Annotated in this window: 25 protein-coding genes; 8 read left to right on the plus strand and 17 right to left on the minus strand. The window is 34.3% G+C overall.

The features are described 5' to 3' along the window. Positions 1-171: 171 nt before the first annotated feature. Positions 172-2,232 (plus strand): M13 family metallopeptidase, encoded by a 2,061-nt coding sequence (locus EV144_RS10805; protein WP_134148700.1) that lies wholly within the window; start codon positions 172-174, stop codon positions 2,230-2,232. 58 nt (positions 2,233-2,290) lie between these two features. Here the strand turns inward: EV144_RS10805 and EV144_RS10810 are convergent, their stop codons facing one another. From EV144_RS10810 to hemA, 13 genes are all read right to left on the minus strand, one after another. Further along, positions 2,291-2,737, minus strand: a complete 447-nt coding sequence (locus tag EV144_RS10810; protein ID WP_134148702.1) for a GyrI-like domain-containing protein — start codon at positions 2,735-2,737, stop codon at positions 2,291-2,293. Between the two features lie 116 nt (positions 2,738-2,853). Continuing rightward, positions 2,854-3,258, minus strand: a complete 405-nt coding sequence (locus EV144_RS10815; protein WP_134148704.1) for a c-type cytochrome — start codon at positions 3,256-3,258, stop codon at positions 2,854-2,856. A gap of 8 nt (positions 3,259-3,266) precedes the next feature. Beyond that, entirely contained in the window at positions 3,267-4,202 is a 936-nt protein-coding gene (locus EV144_RS10820) for a hypothetical protein (protein ID WP_134148706.1), read from the minus strand. A 49-nt stretch (positions 4,203-4,251) separates the two neighbouring features. After that, a complete protein-coding gene (gene hemB, locus EV144_RS10825; protein ID WP_134148708.1) occupies positions 4,252-5,247 on the minus strand; it encodes a porphobilinogen synthase in 996 nt (331 codons plus the stop codon). A gap of 73 nt (positions 5,248-5,320) precedes the next feature. Then, entirely contained in the window at positions 5,321-6,208 is an 888-nt protein-coding gene (locus tag EV144_RS10830) for a fructose bisphosphate aldolase (protein ID WP_134148939.1), read from the minus strand. A gap of 130 nt (positions 6,209-6,338) precedes the next feature. After that, a complete protein-coding gene (gene hemF, locus EV144_RS10835) occupies positions 6,339-7,241 on the minus strand; it encodes an oxygen-dependent coproporphyrinogen oxidase (protein ID WP_134148710.1) in 903 nt (300 codons plus the stop codon). Beyond that, positions 7,231-7,782 (minus strand): GNAT family N-acetyltransferase, encoded by a 552-nt coding sequence (locus EV144_RS10840; RefSeq protein WP_134148712.1) that lies wholly within the window; start codon positions 7,780-7,782, stop codon positions 7,231-7,233. The genes hemF and EV144_RS10840 overlap by 11 nt, the downstream gene beginning before the upstream one ends. Positions 7,783-7,784: 2 nt before the next feature. Further along, positions 7,785-8,162, minus strand: a complete 378-nt coding sequence (locus EV144_RS10845) for a hypothetical protein (RefSeq protein WP_134148714.1) — start codon at positions 8,160-8,162, stop codon at positions 7,785-7,787. Positions 8,163-8,174: 12 nt separating this feature from the next. Continuing rightward, the gene (locus EV144_RS10850; protein ID WP_134148716.1) at positions 8,175-8,537 is read right to left on the minus strand and encodes a hypothetical protein; all 363 of its coding nucleotides are present in this window, start codon (positions 8,535-8,537) and stop codon (positions 8,175-8,177) included. 68 nt (positions 8,538-8,605) lie between these two features. Beyond that, positions 8,606-9,631: a uroporphyrinogen decarboxylase gene (hemE, locus tag EV144_RS10855; protein WP_134148718.1), complete on the minus strand. Its 1,026-nt coding sequence runs from the start codon at positions 9,629-9,631 to the stop codon at positions 8,606-8,608. Positions 9,632-9,681: 50 nt separating this feature from the next. Further along, positions 9,682-10,347, minus strand: coding sequence for a uroporphyrinogen-III synthase (locus EV144_RS10860; RefSeq protein ID WP_134148720.1), 666 nt, complete (start codon positions 10,345-10,347; stop codon positions 9,682-9,684). Continuing rightward, on the minus strand, positions 10,347-11,270 hold the full coding sequence (hemC, locus tag EV144_RS10865; RefSeq protein WP_134148722.1) for a hydroxymethylbilane synthase: 924 nt from the start codon (positions 11,268-11,270) through the stop codon (positions 10,347-10,349). Before hemC ends, EV144_RS10860 begins: the two co-directional genes overlap by 1 nt. A 123-nt stretch (positions 11,271-11,393) precedes the next feature. Continuing rightward, positions 11,394-12,644: a glutamyl-tRNA reductase gene (gene hemA / locus EV144_RS10870; protein ID WP_134148724.1), complete on the minus strand. Its 1,251-nt coding sequence runs from the start codon at positions 12,642-12,644 to the stop codon at positions 11,394-11,396. A 227-nt stretch (positions 12,645-12,871) separates the two neighbouring features. Here hemA and EV144_RS10875 point away from each other — a divergent pair, with 227 nt between their 5' ends. The 6 genes from EV144_RS10875 to EV144_RS10900 all read left to right on the plus strand — a co-directional run bounded on the left by EV144_RS10875 (position 12,872) and on the right by EV144_RS10900 (position 18,538). Next, positions 12,872-13,747 (plus strand): AraC family transcriptional regulator, encoded by an 876-nt coding sequence (locus EV144_RS10875; RefSeq protein WP_134148726.1) that lies wholly within the window; start codon positions 12,872-12,874, stop codon positions 13,745-13,747. A gap of 224 nt (positions 13,748-13,971) precedes the next feature. Then, the gene (hemH, locus tag EV144_RS10880) at positions 13,972-14,985 is read left to right on the plus strand and encodes a ferrochelatase (RefSeq protein WP_134148728.1); all 1,014 of its coding nucleotides are present in this window, start codon (positions 13,972-13,974) and stop codon (positions 14,983-14,985) included. Positions 14,986-15,075: 90 nt separating this feature from the next. Next, on the plus strand, positions 15,076-15,624 hold the full coding sequence (locus tag EV144_RS10885; protein WP_134148730.1) for a CopD family protein: 549 nt from the start codon (positions 15,076-15,078) through the stop codon (positions 15,622-15,624). Between the two features lie 134 nt (positions 15,625-15,758). Then, positions 15,759-17,174 (plus strand): sensor histidine kinase, encoded by a 1,416-nt coding sequence (locus EV144_RS10890; RefSeq protein WP_134148941.1) that lies wholly within the window; start codon positions 15,759-15,761, stop codon positions 17,172-17,174. A 10-nt stretch (positions 17,175-17,184) separates the two neighbouring features. Then, the gene (locus tag EV144_RS10895) at positions 17,185-17,967 is read left to right on the plus strand and encodes an enoyl-CoA hydratase/isomerase family protein (RefSeq protein WP_134148732.1); all 783 of its coding nucleotides are present in this window, start codon (positions 17,185-17,187) and stop codon (positions 17,965-17,967) included. Positions 17,968-18,139: 172 nt separating this feature from the next. Then, on the plus strand, positions 18,140-18,538 hold the full coding sequence (locus tag EV144_RS10900) for a hypothetical protein (protein ID WP_134148734.1): 399 nt from the start codon (positions 18,140-18,142) through the stop codon (positions 18,536-18,538). Between the two features lies 1 nt (position 18,539). Here EV144_RS10900 and EV144_RS10905 read toward each other — a convergent pair whose 3' ends face one another. The 4 genes from EV144_RS10905 to EV144_RS10920 form a co-directional block, all read right to left on the minus strand. Continuing rightward, complete coding sequence (locus EV144_RS10905) at positions 18,540-18,869, minus strand: hypothetical protein (RefSeq protein WP_134148736.1); 330 nt, start codon at positions 18,867-18,869, stop codon at positions 18,540-18,542. 60 nt (positions 18,870-18,929) lie between these two features. Next, positions 18,930-19,583 carry a metal-dependent transcriptional regulator gene (locus EV144_RS10910; protein WP_134148738.1) on the minus strand — a complete coding sequence of 218 codons (654 nt, stop codon included), beginning with the start codon at positions 19,581-19,583 and terminating at the stop codon, positions 18,930-18,932. 104 nt (positions 19,584-19,687) lie between these two features. Continuing rightward, complete coding sequence (locus tag EV144_RS10915) at positions 19,688-21,553, minus strand: Nramp family divalent metal transporter (protein WP_134148740.1); 1,866 nt, start codon at positions 21,551-21,553, stop codon at positions 19,688-19,690. Positions 21,554-21,627: 74 nt separating this feature from the next. Beyond that, the gene (locus EV144_RS10920) at positions 21,628-22,017 is read right to left on the minus strand and encodes a Fur family transcriptional regulator (protein WP_134148742.1); all 390 of its coding nucleotides are present in this window, start codon (positions 22,015-22,017) and stop codon (positions 21,628-21,630) included. Positions 22,018-22,111: 94 nt separating this feature from the next. Here EV144_RS10920 and EV144_RS10925 point away from each other — a divergent pair, with 94 nt between their 5' ends. After that, positions 22,112-22,456, plus strand: coding sequence for a MerC family mercury resistance protein (locus tag EV144_RS10925; RefSeq protein WP_134148744.1), 345 nt, complete (start codon positions 22,112-22,114; stop codon positions 22,454-22,456). Positions 22,457-22,459 lie beyond the last annotated feature (3 nt).

The raw sequence follows: 22,459 nt of genomic DNA on the forward strand, positions 1-22,459 counted from the left end.
TTTGTGTAACAAATGCGGTAATAAATATACTAACTATTAAAGTGCTCTTTATTTTTAGCATTTTTAATAAAATAACTGAATGCGTACTTATTGTTAAATATTGTGAAATTTTAACACAAAATTCAAATTAATAACAATAAGTTTGTGTTTTACCTAAAACAATAGATTATTATGAAAAGACAGCTTGTAAAACCTGTGTTTTGTGTCGTTTCTGCAATGTTCTCTTTCGCGACACTGCAGGCTCAAAGTACAGCACCAAAAGAACCAGGTATTAATGTTTCTAACATGAACACTAAAATTAGTCCAAAAGACGACTTTTTTAGATATGTAAACGGAACGTGGTTAGACAAAACAGAAATTCCCAGCGACAGAAATGCATGGGGAAGTTTTAATGAATTAAGACAAAAAACGGATAAAAATTCGCTTGCTATTTTAAAAGAAGCTTCGAAAGATCCAAAATATAAATCCAACACAGATCAAGGTAAAGCAATTGCTTTATTCAATACGATCTTAGATACTGTTGGAAGAAATAAGCAAGGTATAAAACCAATCGAGCCTATTTTAAAGAAAATTGACGCTATTAAAAATGTAGCCGATTTACAAAACTTCCTTACCGAAATGGAAACTCAGGGAGGTATTGGTTTCTTTGGTGTGTACATTGGTGCAGATGCAAAAAACAGTAATGCAAATACAGTAAGCATCGGGCCGGGCCGTTTAGGATTATCAGACAAAGATTACTACAATTCTGATGATAAAGATTCTAAAGAAAAACGTGAAAAATACGAAATCCATGTTGCCAGAATGATGCAGTTTATTGGAGAATCTCCAGCAAAAGCAAAACAAAGTGCAACTCAGATTTTAGCTTTAGAAACTCAAATGTCTTCTCCAAGATTAGACCGTGTTGAACGTAGAGACCGTAGAAAACAATACAATCCAACAGCAGTTGCCGATTTAAAAAAGACAGTTCCTTCTATTCAATGGGAAAAATTTTTTACAGGAATCGGAATGACAAAGCTGGATACTGTAAATGTAACACAGCCTCGTTATATGGCTGAATTAGAAAAGATTTTTACTGAAAAGAAAGTTGCTGACTGGAAAGAATATTTAAAATGGTCTGTTCTAAATAGTTCGTCTTCAATGTTGAGTACAGATATCGAAAATGCAAACTTTGATTTCTACGGAAAAACATTAACAGGAGCATTAAAACAACGTCCGCGTGAAGAAGTAGCTTTACAAGTAATAAATACTACTGTCGGAGAAGCTTTAGGAAAATTATATGTTGAAAAATTATTTCCTGCTGAAGCAAAAGAGAAAGCACAAAAAATGATTCAAAACGTAATTTTAGCTTACGAAAACAGAATCAATGCTTTGCCTTGGATGTCTGCTGCAACTAAAGTTAAAGCAATTGAGAAATTAAAGAAATTAACAATCAAAATTGCATATCCTGATAAATGGAAAGATTATTCTGCTTTAGAAATTAAAAATGTTGGTGAAGGCGGAACATACTTTACAAACATGGTAAGTTTATCTAAATGGGATTACAAACAAGATCTTGCTAAATTGGGTAAACCAGTTGATAAAACAGAATGGGGAATGTCTCCACAAACTGTAAATGCATATTTCAATCCTTCATACAATGAGATTGTTTTCCCTGCAGCTATTTTACAACCTCCATTTTACAACTACCAAGCTGATGAAGCTGTAAACTATGGTGGAATTGGAGCTGTTATTGGTCACGAAATCTCTCACGGTTTTGATGATTCTGGTGCACGTTACAATGCAGATGGAAATCTTGTTGACTGGTGGACTGCTGATGACTTGAAACAATTTACTGCTCTTGGTGCTGCACTTGCTGCTCAATATAGCGCTTTGGAGCCATTGCCAGGAATACACGTAGATGGTAAATTTACTTTAGGTGAAAACATTGGTGATTTAGGTGGAATTAACGCTGCTTACGATGGATTACAATTGTATTTGAAAGCAAACGGAAATCCAGGTTTAATTGATGGTTTTACACCAGAACAACGTTTCTATATTTCTTGGGCTACAGTTTGGAGAACAAAATCTAGAGATGAAGCAATTAAAAGTCAGGTAAAAACAGATCCGCACTCTCCGGGAATGTACAGAGCTTATGTGCCAATTCAGAATGTTGATTCTTTCTACGATGCATTCGGAATTAAGAAAGGTGATAAGATGTATGTTGATCCAGCAAACAGAGTTAAAATCTGGTAATAAATAATATTAGAATAAGAAAAACGGCGCTGAATAGGCGCCGTTTTTTGTTTTATCGCTAAAGAGCGATATAAATATCTACTTCTGCATTTTCTGGATTTTGGGCTTTTTCGCCATAAATTTCAAAATCAGCAGTAAAAGCTCTTTCTAAATCAGAGCTCCAAATTTTCAGCCATTCATTAAAAACAATTCCCTCAGACAAATTTCCTTTTGCAGTGAACTTTTCATAATGATTTCCTTCAACAGTTTTGCCAGTCATTTCATCTGGAATGGTATCTAGATTTTCTACCAAACAACCCAGAATTGTAGTGTAAGGTTTTGTGTGATCTTTTTCATAATCAGTATAAATGCAAATAATGTCGTTAGAGGTTTTATTCGGAATTTTTCCTGCGATGTCTTCAGAAATAAATTTATTCCAAAGTGCCGGAATGTCTTTTCCAGATTGTCCATCTTCATTAGTTGTTCGTACTGAAATGCCGATTACATCAAATTTTTGAATATTCATTTTATTTAAAATTACAATTAGGAAATAAAATTAATGCGGTGTTGCGACAACAGTATGTCATTAGTTTTAGAAACAGCTAAAAAAAACGACGCTGATTTAGCGCCGTTTTCTGTAATCTAATTTTTTAAGTGACTATAAATGTAACTTTCAATGGCTTTTAATTCTTCGTCAGACATTGCCTGTGTTACCGGAAAGTTGGTTTTCATAACAGAAAACTGACTTGGATCTACAATAGGATCGGCATTTCCTTTTAAGAAAGTAATGATGTCGCCATTTTTAGTTTTGTATGTTTTGGCAATTTCCTGAATGCTTGGTCCAATAACTTTCTGATCGGCCTGATGGCATGCAGTACAATTTCCTTTTCCTTCAAAAATTTGTTTTCCGAATTCTTCCGGAGTTTTGGCTTTCGCCGATTCACCTTCAGAATAACTTTCGGTTGTGTTTTGAACTGGATTTTCAGCTTGTTCTTTTTTACAAGAACTCAAAGCTAAAATGGAGGCAAGGAATAGTAATTTTTTCATTTTATTTGTTATTTCATAGCTTCAAAAGTGTAGCCATTGTAAAGTAATCTTGCAACAACTCTGACAGGAAGGTAATTTTCGCTTCCGAAAATATTAAGATCATCTTTTTCTAAACCTGCATCACTTACTTTTTCTGCACCAGAAATAGATCCTCTTAAATTATAATACTTGTTATCCCAAGTGATTATTTCATTTTTAATATTCTTTTTAGTAGTCGGATTTGAGTATCCTGTTTTTGTAGCATACCATCCGCCAAGTAATTTAGTGTAACGTTCGTCTTTTCCCTGATTATTTTTCAAATAATAAATAGAAGTCACATTATAAACTAAACTAGGAGGAAAGTTAGGCATAAAAGTGATGTTTTCTTTAGAAACAGAACCAATTACAACATAATCCATAACTGGTTTACCATCTTTGTAAACTTCTTGCTTTTGATAAATGGTACCGTTTTCAACCTTTATATTTTTGGCAACCATTGCGTCATATTCTGCTTTTAGAAGATTTTTTGTTTTTAAATTGGCTTCTGCAAAAACTTTTTCAACGTCTGTTGGAGTACCATTTATAAATTCTGTAACCCCTTTTTCGTCAATACCTGCCGAACTGATAAATTTATATTTATCATTACAGACACTAGCAATAATTGTTCTTTCAAAACTTAAACCTTGATTCTCACCGTAGTCGAAAACTTCATTTGTTTTGTTGGTATTTAAATCTGTCAAAACACTCCAATAAACTGTAGAACCATTAAGTAATGATGTCATTTTTCTTTCAATTGAAAATATTGGTCTGTTGTCTAATGATAAAATCTTGTAAACTTGTTTTTGTTTGTCTAAAATTCCAACCTCAGTTTCATCGATGTTGATTTTGTCTTTTTTAATTTTAATTTTTTGTGCAAATGTAGATACACAAGCAAGCGTCATTAAGCTAAGTAATACTTTTTTCATAAATGGAAGATTTAATTTCAGCTAAAATACATACTTTTTATGTGAGTATTTACTTGTTTAGAAGTATTGCTGCTTCTTTTGCAAAATAAGTTGAAATTAAACTTGCTCCAGCACGTTTGATGCACATTAGCTGCTCCATCATAATCTTATCATTATCAAGCCATCCTCTTTCTGCGGCGGCTTTTATCATGGCATATTCGCCGGAAACATGATAAACAGTAACGGGAACATTCACGGCATTTTTTACTTCACGAACAATATCCAAATAAGCAATTCCCGGTTTTACCATCACCATATCAGCACCTTCTTCAACATCATGTAAGGCTTCTTTTATCGCTTCAATACGATTAGCATAATCCATTTGATAGGTTTTTTTGTCTTTTGGAACAACAACATCAGCTTCTCTTGGAGCAGAATCCAAAGCATCTCTAAACGGACCGTAAAATGCTGAAGCATATTTAGCCGAATAACTCATGATTCCCACATTCTGAAATCCTACAGCATCCAAACCTTCGCGTAAACGTAAAACTCTTCCGTCCATCATATCGCTTGGGGCAACAAAATCGGCACCGGCTTGTGCGTGAGAAACGGCCATTTTTACCAAAGCATCAACTGTGCTGTCATTTTCAACATCGCCGTTTGCAATAATTCCGTCATGACCATAAATAGAATAAGGATCTAAAGCAACGTCTGGCATTACAATCATTTCCGGACAAGCGGATTTAATGGCACGAATTGCTTGTTGCATTAAACCGTCTTTATTCCATGCCTCTTTTCCGGTATTGTCTTTTAGGTTTTCGCTTACTTTCACGTAAATGTTTACGGCACGAATTCCTAAAGCAAAAAGTTCTTTAACTTCTTCTACCGTCAAATCAATTGATCTGCGGAAGATTCCAGGCATTGATGAAATTTCAGTTTTTACATTTTCGCCTTCAGCAATAAACATTGGAAACATAAAATCCGACGGACTTAAACTGGTTTCGCGTACTAAAGAACGAACGGATTCATTTACTCTTAATCTTCTGCCTCTGTGTAATGGGAACATATTTTTTTGTTTAAAGTTTAAAGTTTCAGGTTTTATTCTGAATTTTTAAAATCGTGTTATTATTTGTTGTGGCTTATGTAATAGAAGCCTTGTATATTTCTTTAATTGTTTCTCCTAATGTGTTATTAAAATCAGCATCAGATTGACCTGCCGAAAGTCCTTCAGATAATGCTCTTGAAAAACTCGCAATTAATCCGTGATTTTCTGAAAGTTTTTGATTGGCATCTTCTCTAGAATATCCGCCGGAAAGTGCTACAACACGTACAACATGCGGATCTGACATTAATTCGCTGTAAAAATCATTTACAGTTGGGATAGAAAGTTTCAGCATCACTTTTACATCTTTGTCTAATGCATTAAGTTGCTTTTTAATTTCTTCTTTCAGAATCTCTTCTGATTTCTCTTTATCAGCACTGTAAATATCAACTTCAGGTTCAATAATCGGAATAAGTCCTTTTTGGAAGATTTGCAAACCAACTTCAAATTGTTGTTTTACGACTTCTCTAATACCGACCTGATTTGCTTCTTTAATTACAGAACGCATTTTAGTTCCGAACACATTTCTTTCTACTGCTCGATCCAGCAACTCGTCTAAATTAGAAATGGGTTTCATTAACTGAACACCATTTACAAGATCTGCAAGTCCTTTATCTACTTTTAAAAGCGGAACTATATTTTTCTTTTCCCACAAATAATCGGCAGTCCATTGTCCGTCGATTTTGCGGTCCATTGTGTTTTCAAACAAAATAGCTCCCAAAATATATTGGCTGTCAAAAGCAGGACTTTTGATGATTCTTGTTCTCATTTCATGTACGAGTGTGTACATTTCTTCATCATTGGAGAAGCTGTTTTCCTGAACGCCATATAGCGATAAAGCTTTTGGCGTACTGCCTCCGCTTTGATCTAACGCGGCAATGAATCCTTTCCCGGAATGCATACGATCTAATTGTGCCATTTTCATGTTTTCCATAATAATGATTTTATTTAATTATAAATCCGTTTAAACGTTTTACCTCGTTGAGGTTCAATTTAATAAATTTACAAAATCTCTATAAACAGTTCGTTCCGTTGGGACTTAATTAACGTATTTATTAAATCCAATCCTGCGGATTCTCTAATACTTTCAATAATCGTTCTTCTTCACTTCCGGCTTCGGGATGATGATCGTAAACCCATTGCACATGCGGCGGTAAACTCATCAAAATGCTCTCGATTCTTCCATTTGTTTTTAAACCGAATAAAGTTCCTTTATCGTGAACCAAATTGAATTCAACATAACGACCGCGACGAATTTCCTGCCAGTTTCTTTGTTCTGATGTATACGGAAGATTTTTTCTTCTTTCTACAATTGGCACATACGCTTCAAGGAAACTATTTCCAACTTCAGATACAAAATTGAACCAATCTTCCATCGACATTTGCTCATTTGCTTTGCAATAATCAAAGAACAAACCACCAAGTCCGCGGGCTTCATTTCTATGTGCGTTCCAGAAATAGGAATCGCATTGTTTTTTATATTTCAGATAAAAATCTGGATTGTGTTTGTCGCAAACTGTTTTACAAGTTTGATGAAAGTGTTTTGCATCTTCTTCAAACAAATAATAAGGCGTTAAATCTTGTCCGCCGCCAAACCATTGTTCGATCACATTTCCTTTTTCGTCGTACATTTCAAAATAGCGCCAATTAGCGTGCACAGTAGGAACCATTGGGCTTTTCGGATGAATAACCAAACTCAGTCCGCAAGCAAAGAAATCTGCTTCGCCAACGCCAAACATTTTCTGCATGGCTTCCGGCAGTTTTCCATGAACGGCTGAAATGTTTACACCGCCTTTTTCAATAACAGTACCGTTTTCAATAACACGTGTTCTTCCGCCACCGCCTTCTGGACGTTTCCAAAGATCTTCACGGAATTTTGCAGTTCCGTCAACAGCTTCTAATCCGGCTACGATTTGATCTTGTAACTTTTGTATGTATGCGTAAAATTTATCTTTCATGTTGATTGTATTCTGATTTAAGTAAGCCGAAATAAACCGAGTTTTGCAATTCGCCATCTCCGTTTCTAAATTCGTCCCGTAAAATTCCTTCTTGTTTAAAGTTGTGTTTTAATGCAACTCGCTGGCTTGCGACATTAATTTCAGATGTGCAGATAAATATTTTGTTAAGATCTAATTCATTAAAACAGAAATCTAATGCATCAGATACCAATCGGGATGTAATGCCTTTTCCTTGATAATCTTCGTCAACAAAATAACCAAACTCACATTTAGAAATGCGGTAATCTATGGTTTTTACACATAAATAACCAATTAGGTCATTTGTTTTAATGTTTCTGGCAAAAAAGAAAAAGCCTTCTTTATTTTTCTCTTTATCAGAATTATATGCAATAAAATCTTTTGCTTTCTCTAAAGAATCAGAATTGACGAGTGTTAAAGGAAAAGTTTTCGCAATATGATTTCTATTCTTATCAATTAGATTATAAAACTCTTCGGGTAGAATGTTTTCAATTCGGTCTGTTTTCCAATCTGTAAAACTCATTTTTATTTGTTTTTAGCAGAAGCGATTTTAGCATTTATTCCAAAAGAAAAAACTTTGCTTTCCTGCTGAATATATTGATAAATGTGTAAAGCTTTATCTTGAAAATTGAAATCTTCGGCTTTAGAAAATTCCATCAGAAAATCAGCAAATTGTTCTAAATGATCAAAATCAAAATGAAGTCGAAGTAATAATTCGATTAATTCTTCATTTGAATATGCAACTAAAGTTTCAATGTTTAAACCGAAATCTTTTAGTTGATTTTCAATGTTGATTTTTTCAGCGTTGTTTAAAGGTTGAGGTACAAAAACGATAGTTCGTAACGTTTTAAGAACGTTATCAATTCTAATTTTTTCTTCGTCTCTTAAACCTTTATTGAGCATTGTTGTTTGTTTTTATTCGAAATATACCCGATTGTCTATCGTTAACTGAAAATAAATATAGATTACAATTATAATTATCGTTGGTAGCCACGCTAATCCGATAAGTTTAAAATATAAAGACTGCTTTTTAATCTTCGCATATTGAATATGAGCCAAAATATAAAAAGTATATAATAGTGGTAAAACAAATGAGCCAACATTATAAAGGAATATCTCAAACATTTGCTTTTCGCCAGATAAAGAATAATTACCGAAACCAAAAGCGCTGATTACATTGAACCACCAAATTATAAAAACAAAAAGAATAATAATATTAAATGCAATGAAATTAATACCAATTTCATCTGTTTCAGAAGTGATATTTTTTTGTGCCATGTTTATTTCGATTACAATTTTCGTCGCAGTTTTCAAATGTAAAACTGCGACCGAATACTGTATACTTATTATTGTCCGTATTCCTTAACAGCGTCAATAAACGCTTTAGCATGATCTACAGGAATATTTGGTAAAATTCCGTGACCAAGATTCACAACATATTTATCTTTTCCGAATTCGTCGATCATTTCGTGAACCATTTTCTTGATAGTCGGAATCGGAGAAAGCAATCTTGACGGATCAAAATTTCCTTGAAGTGTGATATTTCCGCCAGAAAGGTAACGTGCATTTCTTGCAGAACAAGTCCAGTCAACACCTAGCGCAGAAGCACGACTTTTTGCCATTTCACCAAGAGCAAACCAACATCCTTTTCCGAAAACAATTACCGGAGCATGATCTGCCAAAGCTTCAACGATTTGGTTGATGTATTTCCATGAAAATTCCTGATAATCAACAGGAGAAAGCATTCCTCCCCAAGAATCAAAAATCTGAACAGCATCAACACCTGCTTTTACTTTTTCTTTTAAGTATAAAATTGTAGTGTCTGTAATTTTTTGCAATAAAGTATGCGCTGCAGCCGGGTTTGAAAAACAGAAACCTTTTGCAGTATCAAAACTTTTAGAACCTTTTCCTTCAACAGCATAGCAGAAAATTGTCCAAGGCGAACCAGCGAAACCAATTAACGGCACTTCGTCGTTCAGCATTTCTTTAGTCAATTTAATGGCATCCATTACATAACCTAAACTTTCCTGAATGTCTGGAACATAAACTCTATGAACGTCTGCCATAGAACGAATAGGATTTGGTAAAAACGGACCAAAATTTTCTTTCATTAAAACTTCAATTCCCATTGCTTGTGGCACTACCAAAATATCCGAGAATAAAATTGCAGCATCTGGAGCAATTCTGCGAATAGGCTGAACTGTGATTTCTGCAGCCAATTCTGGAGTCTGGCAACGGGTGAAGAAATCATATTTATCACGCAAAGCGATAAATTCCGGCAAATATCTTCCAGCTTGACGCATCATCCATACTGGCGGACGTTGAACAGTTTCTCCTTTTAATGCTTTTAAAAATAGGTCGTTTTTTAACATGTTTTTTATTTTAGTTGCAAAGTCACAAAGTGACAAAGTTGCAAAGGTTTTTATTTATATTCTTGAATTACATCTTCTATCACATCTTCAATTGTGGGTTGATCTGCGATAATGATGTTTTTAGTGATTTTTGATAAAGCTTCTGCTGTGGTTTCACCAATGCAGAAACAGATTTGTTTTTGTATGGTATTGTCTTTCAGGTAACTTTTTACTCCAGACGGACTAAAAAACAAAAGCGCCTCTGAATTTGCTTTTATTTTTTGAGGCTGTAAAGAAGTTTCGTAAACCTGAATTTCATTGAATTTAATTCCGGCTTCTTTCAAAGCTTCCGGCAAAGTATCTCTTCTTAAATTTCCACTGAAAAAAGTATAACTCTCACTTCCATAAATCAAAGTGATAATTTCAGCCAAATCTGAAGCATAACCTGTATACGCAATAACGTTAAATCCATTATCCGCTAAAAGTGCTTTTGTTTTTAAGCCAACGCAGTATACATTTTTGCTTTTTAGTTTTTCAACATTTGGATCTTTTAAAACACTTTGAACCGCATTTTGACTGGTAAAAATCAAATTTTCGTTAATGTTTTTTAATTCGAAAGGTTTGTTTTCGGTTTTAATGAAATCGGCTTCGATTACTTCAACGCCATATTTCATTAGCTCTTGTTTATGAAGAGGAGATAATTTTTTAGTAGATACTATTTGAATTGATTTTGCCATTATTTCTTCAAAGAATCTTTAATTGTCTGCATCAGTTCAGTTCCGCCATTATTCAAAATTTCCTGAGCAGCATGAAAACCTAATTTCTTCCATTCAGAAATATCAACCTTTTTATTGATTTCCAGTTTTTGTTTTCCATCAACAGAAAGTAAAACACCTTGAAAATCAAGCGTGTCTTCATCTTCATTATAATGTACCAAAGCTCCGATTGGCGCAGTACAACCGCCTTCCAACGTTCTTAAAAACTGACGTTCAATATAAGTACAGATTTCAGTTTCAATATGATTCAGTTGCGATAAAGCGTCCAATGTGTAATTGTCATTTTCCATTGCTACGACTAACATCGCCCCTTGTGCCGGCGCCGGAATCATCCAATCCAGATCAATAACATTTTCCGGTTTTAGGTTAATGCGTTCCAAACCTGCAGCGGCAAAAACAGCTCCATCCCAATTATTGTCTTGTAATTTTTGCATACGCGTATTTACGTTTCCGCGTAAATCAACAACGGTATGATTTGGATATTTATTAAACCATTGTGCCTGACGACGCAGACTTCCGGTTGCAATAGTACTTGGATTTGTAAAATCAGGATTTCCTTTGTGAACTAAAATATCCAGAACATTGGCTCTTTCTAAAACAGCTCCCTGAACAATTCCTTTTGGTAAAGCCGTCGGAACATCTTTCATAGAATGCACAGCAATATCAACATCACCATTTATCATAGCGATGTCAAGCGTTTTGGTGAAAATTCCGGTAATGCCCAATTCGTAAAGTGGTTTATCCAGAATTATATCTCCCTGAGATTTTACAGCAACAATCGAAGTTTTATAACCTAAATCGTTTAGTTGTTTTTCAACAGTATGAGCCTGCCAAAGAGCCAATTCGCTATCACGCGTTCCTATTCTGATTGTTTTTTCAGCCATGTTTTTTAATTTCACCATATAAGGTTATATAAGTTCATTTTAGATATAGTTTGCGCAAAACTGATCAGCAAAGCTTTTTAATATGAACTTATATCACTTATATGGTTTAAAATTTTATGTTTTTTATGATGCTTTTATTTTGAAGACTTTTTCGATCCATTCGATGCTTTCGTCAACCATCGTGTCGTCGTCTTTTAAATGATTCGCGAAGTGAGTAGTGATTTTCTGAATGATTCTATTGCTGATGATTTCAGCTTGTTCCTCATTAAAATCTCTAATTTTTCTGCTTTGAAAATCTAATTCTGAAGTTTTAATAGCATTCAGTTTTTCTTTTAAAGCATTTATGGTTGGAGCAAATTTGCGTCCCTTCATCCAAACCACAAATTCCTCTTTGATTTCTTCGATAATTGCTTCTGCAGCCGGAATGTGTAACTTTCTGTTTTCTAAAGTTTCATCTGTCAACTGAGACAAATAATCCATGTGGATTAAAGTTACGCCTTCCAAATCCTCCACATTTTCGTGAACGTTTTTCGGTATCGATAAATCTAAAATCAATAAAGGTTTTTTTAGATTTAAAATGGCTTTGTCAACCGTTGGGTTTTGTGCGCCTGTAGCAACTACAACAACATCGGCTTTTTGAAGTTCTAAGTGTAATTCAGAATAATCTTTAACAATCAGATTCAGTTTTCCTGCTAGTTTCTCAGCTTTGTCTTTTGTTCTGTTGATTAAAGTAATGTGTTCGTTTTTAGTATGTTTAACCAGATTTTCGCAAGTATTTCTTCCGATTTTTCCGGTTCCGAACAGTAAGATATTTTTGTTGCTGATATCCTCAACATTTTTAAGAATGTATTGAACAGATGCAAAAGAAACCGAAGTTGCTCCGGAACTAATTTCTGTTTCTGTTTTTATTCTTTTACTCGCCTGAATAACAGAATTAACCAATCTTTCTGTAAAAGCATTCGCCAAACCCATTGATTTTGCATGCGCAAAACTGGTTTTGATTTGAGAAATGATTTCGAAGTCACCAAGAATCTGACTGTCCAATCCTGTTCCTACGCGATACATATGATTAATCGCTTCCTGATTTTTATATACAAAACCCACTTTTTGAAAAGCATCGACAGAACCGTTGCTGTTATCACAAATAAGTTTTATTAATTGAAATGGGTGTTCTGCAAAACCGTAGATCTCGGTTCTGTTGCAAGTCGAAGTAACAATTAAGCTTTCTATTCCTTCCGTTTTAGCTTGTTCCAGCAAACGCGTTTTCGCTACAGCATCCAAACTAAATTGACCTCTTACCTCAGCATCCGCTTTTTTATAACTCAGACCAACTGAGTAAAAATAAAGATGTTTCGGTACGTTATTGTTTTCCATAAATTCACTTTCTAAAAAGTGCAACAAAATTATTACTATACCTTTGATAAAAGTAACGCTCAAAGTACTATTTATGTCGCTGGATGTTTTTTTAAACCTAAATAGGTGTTTTTGAGTAAAAAGAAGTATTTTTGTAGCAAAATCAATTGGTTACAAAGGGTTTGTTTAGAGCGATTCTAAATAACATTTTGCTTTTGATTCGATTTTAGTTTTAAAAAAATATCGCTATGGGTTCTCAGGAAATTATAAAAATTGAAGACGACTTTACGCTGATCCGTTTTCAAAACGACGGTCTCGAGCCTTTTTCAGCACAGCACGAAATTGTGGGTACTGGTCTGATACAGTTTCACTTCGGTATAAAAGGTAATGCTAAATTTTTATTCAATCAAGGAAGTTATGCTTTAGAATTGAAAGAAGAAAAATCATTGCTTTTATACAATCCGCAGAAAGAATTACCGCTTAATTTAGAATTGGCTCCAAACTCCTGGGCGATTTCTGTTATTGTTTCTATCAAGAAATTTCACGCGTTGTTTTCTTCCGAAGCCGATTACATTACTTTTTTAAGTGCTGATAATAAGGACAAGAAATATTATAACGAAGGAAATATCAGTCCGTCAATGGCGATTGTGCTGAGTCAGTTGTTTCATTATAATCTTCATCCATCCATAAAAAACCTTTATTATAAAGGAAAAGGATATGAATTGCTGAGTTTGTATTTCAACAGAACTGAAGATCCAAATGCAGAACAATGTCCGTTTTTGATTGATGAAGACAATGTTTTAAAGATCAGAAAAGCCAAAGAAATTATCATCGCCAATATGGCTGAACCGCCCGGATTGCAGGAACTGGCAGATGAAATTGGTTTGAATCTGAAAAAACTAAAAATGGGTTTCAAACAAATTTACGGCGACACCGTTTATGGGTTTCTATTTGATTATAAAATGGATTTCGCCCGAAAACTTCTGGACAGCGGTTCTTATAATGTAAACGAAGTAGGATTGAAAATCGGATACAGCACCGGAAGTCACTTTATAGCGGCCTTCAAGAAAAAATTTGCCACAACTCCGAAAAAGTATTTGATGTCGATTAATGCGAATGTATAAAGGTTTTTTTGCCACGAATTTCACGAATTTCCACTAATTAATCTGTGTAGATCTGCTTTAATCTGTAATATCTGCGTGAAATCTAGCAAACGGTATAAATCAATTTTGAATATTCAACAATAAATAAAAAGTAACAATTATCATATTTCTAATAAAGTACCAAACCTACTTTTGCAGAAAATTTTAAAAACAAATAAAAGCTTAAAGCTCAAAGCAAAAACATAATGAAAGGCGTATTATTAGTAAACTTAGGTTCTCCGGAAAGTCCAACACCAAAAGATGTAAAACCATATTTAGATGAATTTTTAATGGATAAATACGTAATTGATGTTCCGTATTTATTGAGAGCATTATTGGTTCGCGGTATTATCTTAAGAAAAAGACCGGAAGAATCGGCACATGCGTATGCAAAAATTTGGTGGGATGAAGGTTCGCCATTGGTAGTACTTTCTGAAAGAATGCAGAAAAAAGTACAGCCTTTAGTAAACGTTCCGATTGCTTTGGCAATGCGTTACGGAAGTATGACTATCGAAAAAGGGCTTCAGGAATTAAAAGACAAAGGCGTTACAGAAGTTTTGCTTTTTCCACTTTATCCACAATATGCAATGGCTTCGACTTTGACGATTTTAGTTAAAGCGGAAGAAATCAGAAAAAAGAAATTCCCTGAAATGACTTTTACAGATGTTCCGGCATTTTACAACAAACCGGATTATATCAAAAACCTGGCTGATTCAATTAAGAAACATTTAGTTGGATTTGATTACGATCACTTATTGTTTTCGTACCACGGAATTCCCGAACGTCATATCCGAAAAACAGACATAACAAAATCACATTGTAAAATTGATGGTTCTTGTTGTAACACGCCATCTCCGGCGCACGATTTCTGTTATCGTCACCAATGTTACGAAACTACAAGACAGGTTATAAAGTTATTAGATATTCCTGCAGATAAATACAGTCTGACTTTTCAATCAAGATTAGCGGGAGATAAATGGTTAGAACCTTATACCGATATCGAAATTGATAAAATGCCTGCAAAAGGAATTAAAAAACTGGCGGTTGTAACTCCAGCTTTCGTTTCTGATTGTTTAGAAACTTTAGAAGAAATCGCCATGCGTGCCAAAGAAGATTTTGAAGCAAAAGGAGGAGAAGAGTTTCTTGCAGTTCCATGTTTAAACGACGACGACGAATGGTGCGAAACTGTTGGGAATTGGATTAATGAATGGGCGAAATAATATTTTGTTTCAGGTTTTAGGTTTCAAGTTATCTCAAAGTTGATAACCTGAAACCTGAAACCTGAAATCTGAAACTTGAAACAAATAATAATGGAATACTATAACTACTTAAAATCACTGCACTTAATTTTTGTAATCACTTGGTTTGCAGGATTATTTTATATTGTTCGTTTATTCGTTTATCAAATCGAAGCCAACGAAAAACCTTCTCCTGAAAAGGAAATTCTGCAAGCGCAATACAAAATTATGACGTACCGTTTGTGGTATATTATTACTTGGCCGTCGGCAGTTTTGGCGAGTATTTTTGCTTTTTGGATGTTGCTTTTTACAGATTTAGGAAATGCCTGGCTCAAAATGCCCTGGATGCACGTAAAATTATGTTTCGTTTTCCTTTTATATTTATACCACGGAAAATGCCATCAGATTTTCAAACAATTGCAAAATGATGAAGTAAAATATACCAACAACTTCATGCGTTTATGGAATGAAGGTGCAACTATTATTTTATTTGCTGTTGTATTTTTAGTAGTTTTAAAAAATGCAATCAACTGGATTTACGGTGTAGTAGGAATCTTTTTATTCTCGATTTTAATTATGCTGGGATTCCGTTTTTACAAGAGAATTAGAGAAAAGAAATAGTTTTTTAATTTCAGGTTTCAAGTTTCAAGTTGTCATACGCAGCGTTAACCTGAAACCTGAAACAAATAAAACAAAAAATTATGCTAAACTTCAAAATGTCGATGCTTTCATTACGTACCAGGATTTTCCTGTCGATGATTGTATTGATTGTTGTGGCATCTTTTTTATTGGCTTCGATTTCTATTATTCAATTTAAAACCGAAGCCAAAGAATATCATCAGGAACGTTTAGAGCGAAAAGAAAATGCGGTAAAAGAACATATCAATTATGTACTTTCAACTACAACATATCCGCTGAAAACCGCAAATTTAGATTTAATCTTCAAAGATAAAATCCACGAATTAGCACAGATTCATAAAATCGAAATCAACATTTACAGCCTTGACGGAAAATTATTAAAATCCTCAAAAGAATCTTTTGCTGTAGATAAAGCACCGCCGCCAATTCCGGCATTTATTCTAAAATTGGTTCGTTCTTCTATAGAAAAACGATTTGTAGATATTAAAACTATCGACGGCGTTAAGAACAGATCTTCGTATAGTTTAATAAAAGACGAAAAGTTTAAACCCCTTGGCGTTTTAAATCTTCCATATTTAGAAGACGATGGTTATTATGACAATGAATTAAATACTTTCCTGATTCGTTTAAGCCAAGTGTATTCTTTTATGTTGATTGTGGCTTTTGCATTAGCATATTTTCTTTCTACATATATTACAAAATCGCTTAAAACTATTTCTGATCGTTTAGAAGAAACCAATCTGGATCAGAAAAACGAAAAAATCGTTTTGGAAGCCAATAGTAAAGAAGTTAATTTCTTGATTAAAGCTTACAACGGAATGGTAGATAAACTGGAAACGAGTGCCATAAAATTAGCACAAAGTGAAAGAGAAGAAGCTTGGCGCGAAATGGCAAAACAAGTAGCACACGAAATTAAAAATCCGCTTACGCCGATGCGTTTAACGGTGCAGAGTTTTCAGCGAAAGTTTGATCCCACAGATCCAGAAGTAAAGCAAAAAATGAATGATTACTCAGAAACTTTAATTCAGCAGATTGATACCATGACCGCTGTAGCTTCTGCGTTTTCAAATTTTGCTTCGATGCCGGCACAGCAAAACGAAACCTTGAATGTTGTTGAGGTTGTAGAATTAGCGCTGGATATCTTTAATGAAGAATATATTGTTTTTGAAAGTCCTGAAGCGGAGATTATTTCAAAAATGGACCGAACGCAATTGATTCGTGTCATTACCAATTTGGTTAAAAATGCGACTCAGGCAATTCCCGAAAGCCAGTTTAATAAATCGATTTTAGTTACTGTAATGCGAAGAAACAATAATGTTGAAATTGCAGTAAAAGATAACGGAATCGGAATTCAGAAAATGGATACCGGCAGAATTTTTGAACCTAAATTCACCACCAAAACCAGCGGAATGGGACTTGGTTTAGGAATTATTAAAAACATCATCGAAAATTACAAAGGAACAATTACCTTTGAGTCAACTTACGGAAAAGGAACTACATTTATAGTTTCTTTGCCTATCACAAACTCCTAAAAGAACCGTCATGAATTACGAAAACCTTTTAATTTCTATTGAAGAAAATATTGCGGTTGTTACCATAAACCGCCCAACAAAACTGAATGCTTTAAACAAAGCAACGATCAGCGATTTAAATAAAGCGATAAAAATATTAGGCAAGAACAACGACGTTCGCGTAATTATATTGACTGGAATGGGAGAAAAGGCATTTGTAGCCGGAGCTGATATTGCAGAATTTGCGAATTACACGATTGTTGAAGGTGCTCAATTAGCAGCCGAAGGTCAGGAATCATTATTTGATTATATCGAAAATTTAAAGAAACCCGTTATTGCTGCCGTGAATGGTTTTGCGCTTGGAGGGGGATTAGAATTAGCGATGGCTTGTCATTTTAGAGTAGCATCAGATAATGCAAAAATGGGACTTCCAGAAGTAAGTTTAGGTTTGATTCCAGGTTACGGAGGAACGCAGCGTTTACCACAATTAGTAGGTAAAGGCCGTGCAATGGAAATGATCATGACAGCCGGAATGATTTCTGCTGAAGATGCAAAACAATACGGTTTGGTAAACCATGTAGTAGCGCAAACAGAACTATTATCTTTTACAAAAGTACTTGCTCAAAAAATTATTAAAAATGCTCCTTTCGCGATTAGCAGAGCAATAAAATCTATAAATGCCAACTTTACAGATGGTAAAAATGGTTTTGATACCGAAATAAAATCATTCGGAAAATGTTTCGGAACTCAGGATTTTAAAGAAGGAACTACAGCATTTTTAGAAAAACGTAAAGCGGAGTTTACAGGAAAATAAATTTTTCTTAACCACAAAGTTCGCAAGACATTATGCAAGGGACGCTAAGTTTTTTTTAATTTCTTTGTGTCTTTGCGTAAATCTTTGCGAACTTTGCGGTTAAATAATTAATAAGCAAAGGATTTAAAAACTTAGAACCTTAGCATCTCAGAACCTTACCAACTTAAAAAAAATGTACGAACCAATATTTGCCCTTTTTTGTGAACGAGTTAAAGAAAGCATCCAAGCCGGAACTTTCGCAAAATTGACTTTGGCCAAAACCATGGGCGATACCGAAATCAAAAACATCTATTTCAGATTGGTTTTGAATGAAGATGATACCTATTCTATTTCACTAACAACAAGATATAAAACCGAAGAAATCGAAAGCATTCACACTTTAGACGAAGCTTTATTGGTTTTAGGAACTTATATTAAAAACCCATTTTTAACGGCACTTTTGTTTACAACAGATAATGATGTGACATTCAAAGTAAATAAGAAAAATGCAGGAAGTATTATCGAACAACCGCCAACATTTAAAAATGCTTCGCCGGTGATGTTGGAAATGATTGAAAAGGGAATAGTTTAATTTATTTTAAAAACACTTGAGTTACATAAGTATCAAAAACAAATGGAAGGGCAATTGTTCCTGCAAAAACAATGACAGTGGGAATAATGTCTATTCGATGTTTTGGTTTTTTTGAAAATTCAGGTTCTCTTAGAAAAATTGGGTAATAAACATCTCTGATGATTCTATATAAAATCAAAAATATAAAAGAAGTTTGAGAACCAAAATAGCTTAATTCTTGAGCTGGAGAATTCTTTTTATATAAAAAGAGAATTCCTGCAAGCATTAGAATTAATGAAATGGATAAAAACTTTAGAAACAAAAATGGCTTATGTAATTGATCTTGTTTCATAATAATCCACAAAAGAGGAATTTGAAGAAGGATATAAAACAGAATAGAATTCATAAGTAATTAAACTAGCTTCACAAACAAATTAGAAGCAATTTTATTAGAAATAGACAATTCTCTTCCATCTACTTTTATTTTTACCGATAAATCGAAAGATTCTTTAGAAAGAAATTCGATTTTAGAACCCAAAGCAATTTCCTGTTTGTCCAGATATTTCAAAAACTCCGAAGAAGTATCTTTTACGCCCACGCAAACACCAATCTGATTTTCATTCAATTCAGAAAGTAATTGTTTTTCAATCTTAACAATACGTCCGTTTGCATCCGGAATCGGATCTCCGTGTGGATCTTCAGTCGGATTTCCAAGAAAATCATCCAAACGATTAATCAGTTGTTCCGATTTAATGTGCTCCAATTGTTCTGCAATATCGTGAACCTCATCCCAGCTGAAATTTAGTTTCTCCACCAAAAAAACTTCCCACAAACGATGTTTTCTAACAATCATCTTTGCAGCCAGTTTTCCGTTTTCCGTTAGAGATACCCCTTGGTATTTTTTATAGTTAACTAAGTCTTTATCAGCCAATTTTTTCAACATATCCGTAACCGATGAAGCTTTTGTCTCCATCATTTCGGCAATAGAATTTGTACTTACTTCTGTTTCCAGAGAAGCAGTAAGATGATAGATCGCTTTTAAGTAGTTTTCTTCTGAGAAAGTCATTTCTTTTTAAGATTCTAAGGTTCTGAGCTGCTAAGGTTCTAAGTTTTTAAAGCGTAAAGATTAGAAAACCTTAGAAGCTTAGCACCTTAGCCACTTAGTAGCTTTTATTTAACAATCAACAAAGGTATAGAAATTTTATGTCTCAATTTATCGACTGTTGTTCCAAAAATAATATCTTTTAAACCAGTGTGGCCGTGAGTTCCCATAACTAGAATATCAAAATTACCTTCATTAATGATTTTCGGAATTATGGTGTTTGGTTTTCCGAAACCGAGTTCTGTTTCTATCTTGAAACCTTTCTCCGTCAGCATTTCTTTATATTCGAGTAAAAGCTTTTCGTCGATTGTGGTTTCGTGATCGTGTACATGAACGCCGTACATCAGCGCGCCGACCGTTTCAACAATATGTATTAAAGTATATTTTGCTTCAATTCCTCCCAATTCAAAAGCTCTGTTTAATGCTGCTTCATCAGCATTCGAGAAATCGACCGAAATCGCAATGTTTTTTACGCTTTGACTTTCTTTTGGCGTAAACTTCAGCTTTAAGTTGTGCGGAGAATGATTTACAATCACTTTCGCTTTTGTAATAAACGGTTTAAATACAATATAAAGAAGCAAACCTAAAAAGCCAAAAGCCAGCGGAACAACCGTTAACCATAAAACTATCGGATGACTAGAATTTTCAAGCCAAGAGGTAATTTCATCATAAACCAATTTCGCATTTAGCGAAACAATTATCGCTGCAATAATCCAGGAAACAACCTGCGTAGTTTTAGAAATATGAAAACCATTCATCTTCGATTTGTCGCTCACAAAATGAATCAGCGGAATAATCGCAAAACCCAATTGCAAACTCAAAATTACCTGACTTAGAATTAATAATTTTCCTGTTACACCTTCACCATAAATTAAAATCACGATTACGGCTGGTATGATCGCAATAAGGCGTGTTATAATTCTACGCACCCAAGGCTGAATTCTAAAATGCAAATAACCTTCCATTACGATTTGTCCTGCTAATGTTCCGGTAACAGTAGAACTTTGCCCCGCCGCAATTAAGGCAACGGCAAATAAAGTTGGTGCCCATTTGGTTCCTAAAAGAGGTTCCAGAAATTTATGTGCATCCTGTATTTCGGCAACTTCAAACATTCCATTTCTGTGGAAAGTCGCCGCGGCAAGAATCAAAATGGCAGCATTTACAAAAAAAGCAAGATTTAATGCAATTGTAGAATCGATGAAATTATATTTTAAAGCCTGTTTGATTCCGGCTGGAGTTCTGTCAAATTTTCTGGTCTGCACCAAAGAGGAGTGTAAGTAAAGATTGTGAGGCATAACCGTTGCACCAATAATTCCGATTGCGATATACAAAGCAGCAGAGTTTGGAATTGACGGAATAAGCCCTTCCAGAACCTTATGCATTTCTGGCTCGGCAAAAATCATTTCGAAAATAAAAGAAAAGCCAATAATCGCGACCAAAGCAATAATGAAAGCTTCCATTTTACGAATTCCTTTATTAATTAGGAAAAGTAATAAAAAGGTATCTAGAACGGTAATTAGAACCGCTTCGAGAAGCGGAATCCCAAATAAGAGATTAATACCAATTGCCATTCCGAGAACTTCGGCTAGATCACAGGCTGCAATAGCAATTTCAGCCAAAAAGTATAAAATGTAGTTAATGTATTTGGAATAGGTTTCTCGAGACGCCTGCGCAAGATCGCGCTGCGTAACAATTCCGAGGCGCGCACTTAAGCTTTGAAGTAGCAACGCCATAAGATTACTCATTAGCAAAACCCAAACCAGCGTATAACCAAACTGACTTCCGCCGGCAATATCGGTTGCCCAGTTTCCGGGATCCATATAGCCAACGCTTACTAAATATGCTGGGCCTAAAAAGGCTAAAATTTTTCTAAATCCTGTTTTTTTATGTTCTGTAGAAACAGATTCGTGAACTTCTTCTAATGATTTGGACATTCTTAAAATATTGATTTACCAAATATAAAGAAAAATTATATTCGCTCAACAATATTTTTAGACAAGTCTAAAAGTTAAATGTTAGAATTTAAACATTTCGGACATAATCCGGAAAGCGTAAAATTGATATCATTTACTTTATAATTATGAGGTAAAATATAACTCGGTTTTACATTTTCAAGACAGGTAATTTCATGACAATTTTCACAGCTAAAATGGGCGTGATTATGTATATGAACCGGATGTGAATGATGGCATTTTGCATATTTTACTGTTCCGTCAAGATCAACAATTTTATGTACTATATCATCATTTACTAAACGATCAAGTATTCTATAAATGGTAACGCGATCACATAAGTCCTGAGTAAGTTTATAAATTTCGCTATGAGAAAGCGCAGTTTTAGATTCCTTAAGAATCTGCGTAACGGCCATCTTTGCTGTGGTGTTTCTTGTCGTTTTCATGATAATGTATAAAAAAATATTATCGCAACATAGTTGCAATTTATAAAATCTCTGTATATTTGCAACAAAATTGCGTTAAGCAAATATACAAGAAATGAAGAAAACTACGACACGTCTTTACGATATTTTAGGAATTTCGAGTGCATCAATTTGCTTGGTACATTGTCTCATTTTTCCACTGCTTACAATTTTGCCAATCGGGTTAATTCACAATCATTTTATTGATTTAATATTTGCCACAATTGGATTATTTGCAATTGTAAAAATAGTCAAAAATTCAACTCTAATAGTAGCTGTTTTGCTTACAGTTTCAATGGCGCTAATTTGGATTAGCGTTTTAACAGAAATATTTCTGGACATTCATCTTGATTTGATTTTTATTGGAGGCATCGGAATGATAATCGGTCACTTTTTAAACTACGAATCACATAAAAAATAATGC

This window comes from Flavobacterium sp. 270, assembly GCF_004368785.1.
Classification (GTDB): Bacteria; Bacteroidota; Bacteroidia; order Flavobacteriales; family Flavobacteriaceae; genus Flavobacterium.

Excerpts from the sequence above, each read along its gene's own strand:
- hemH (WP_134148728.1), top strand. The coding sequence starts at position 13,972 with ATGAAAGGCGTATTATTAGTAAACTTAGGTTCTCCGGAAAGTCCAACA.
- EV144_RS10905 (WP_134148736.1), bottom strand. The coding sequence starts at position 18,869 with ATGAAACAAGATCAATTACATAAGCCATTTTTGTTTCTAAAGTTTTTA.
- EV144_RS10830 (WP_134148939.1), bottom strand. The coding sequence starts at position 6,208 with ATGAAAATGGCACAATTAGATCGTATGCATTCCGGGAAAGGATTCATT.
- EV144_RS10890 (WP_134148941.1), top strand. The coding sequence starts at position 15,759 with ATGATTGTATTGATTGTTGTGGCATCTTTTTTATTGGCTTCGATTTCT.
- EV144_RS10885 (WP_134148730.1), top strand. The coding sequence starts at position 15,076 with ATGGAATACTATAACTACTTAAAATCACTGCACTTAATTTTTGTAATC.
- EV144_RS10805 (WP_134148700.1), top strand. The coding sequence starts at position 172 with ATGAAAAGACAGCTTGTAAAACCTGTGTTTTGTGTCGTTTCTGCAATG.
- hemE (WP_134148718.1), bottom strand. The coding sequence starts at position 9,631 with ATGTTAAAAAACGACCTATTTTTAAAAGCATTAAAAGGAGAAACTGTT.
- hemB (WP_134148708.1), bottom strand. The coding sequence starts at position 5,247 with ATGTTCCCATTACACAGAGGCAGAAGATTAAGAGTAAATGAATCCGTT.
- EV144_RS10845 (WP_134148714.1), bottom strand. The coding sequence starts at position 8,162 with ATGCTCAATAAAGGTTTAAGAGACGAAGAAAAAATTAGAATTGATAAC.
- EV144_RS10850 (WP_134148716.1), bottom strand. The coding sequence starts at position 8,537 with ATGGCACAAAAAAATATCACTTCTGAAACAGATGAAATTGGTATTAAT.
- EV144_RS10920 (WP_134148742.1), bottom strand. The coding sequence starts at position 22,017 with ATGAAAACGACAAGAAACACCACAGCAAAGATGGCCGTTACGCAGATT.
- EV144_RS10910 (WP_134148738.1), bottom strand. The coding sequence starts at position 19,583 with ATGACTTTCTCAGAAGAAAACTACTTAAAAGCGATCTATCATCTTACT.
- hemC (WP_134148722.1), bottom strand. The coding sequence starts at position 11,270 with ATGGCTGAAAAAACAATCAGAATAGGAACGCGTGATAGCGAATTGGCT.
- EV144_RS10860 (WP_134148720.1), bottom strand. The coding sequence starts at position 10,347 with ATGGCAAAATCAATTCAAATAGTATCTACTAAAAAATTATCTCCTCTT.
- EV144_RS10915 (WP_134148740.1), bottom strand. The coding sequence starts at position 21,553 with ATGTCCAAATCATTAGAAGAAGTTCACGAATCTGTTTCTACAGAACAT.
- EV144_RS10840 (WP_134148712.1), bottom strand. The coding sequence starts at position 7,782 with ATGAGTTTTACAGATTGGAAAACAGACCGAATTGAAAACATTCTACCC.
- EV144_RS10925 (WP_134148744.1), top strand. The coding sequence starts at position 22,112 with ATGAAGAAAACTACGACACGTCTTTACGATATTTTAGGAATTTCGAGT.
- EV144_RS10900 (WP_134148734.1), top strand. The coding sequence starts at position 18,140 with ATGTACGAACCAATATTTGCCCTTTTTTGTGAACGAGTTAAAGAAAGC.
- EV144_RS10875 (WP_134148726.1), top strand. The coding sequence starts at position 12,872 with ATGGGTTCTCAGGAAATTATAAAAATTGAAGACGACTTTACGCTGATC.
- EV144_RS10820 (WP_134148706.1), bottom strand. The coding sequence starts at position 4,202 with ATGAAAAAAGTATTACTTAGCTTAATGACGCTTGCTTGTGTATCTACA.
- EV144_RS10895 (WP_134148732.1), top strand. The coding sequence starts at position 17,185 with ATGAATTACGAAAACCTTTTAATTTCTATTGAAGAAAATATTGCGGTT.
- hemA (WP_134148724.1), bottom strand. The coding sequence starts at position 12,644 with ATGGAAAACAATAACGTACCGAAACATCTTTATTTTTACTCAGTTGGT.
- EV144_RS10815 (WP_134148704.1), bottom strand. The coding sequence starts at position 3,258 with ATGAAAAAATTACTATTCCTTGCCTCCATTTTAGCTTTGAGTTCTTGT.
- EV144_RS10810 (WP_134148702.1), bottom strand. The coding sequence starts at position 2,737 with ATGAATATTCAAAAATTTGATGTAATCGGCATTTCAGTACGAACAACT.
- hemF (WP_134148710.1), bottom strand. The coding sequence starts at position 7,241 with ATGAAAGATAAATTTTACGCATACATACAAAAGTTACAAGATCAAATC.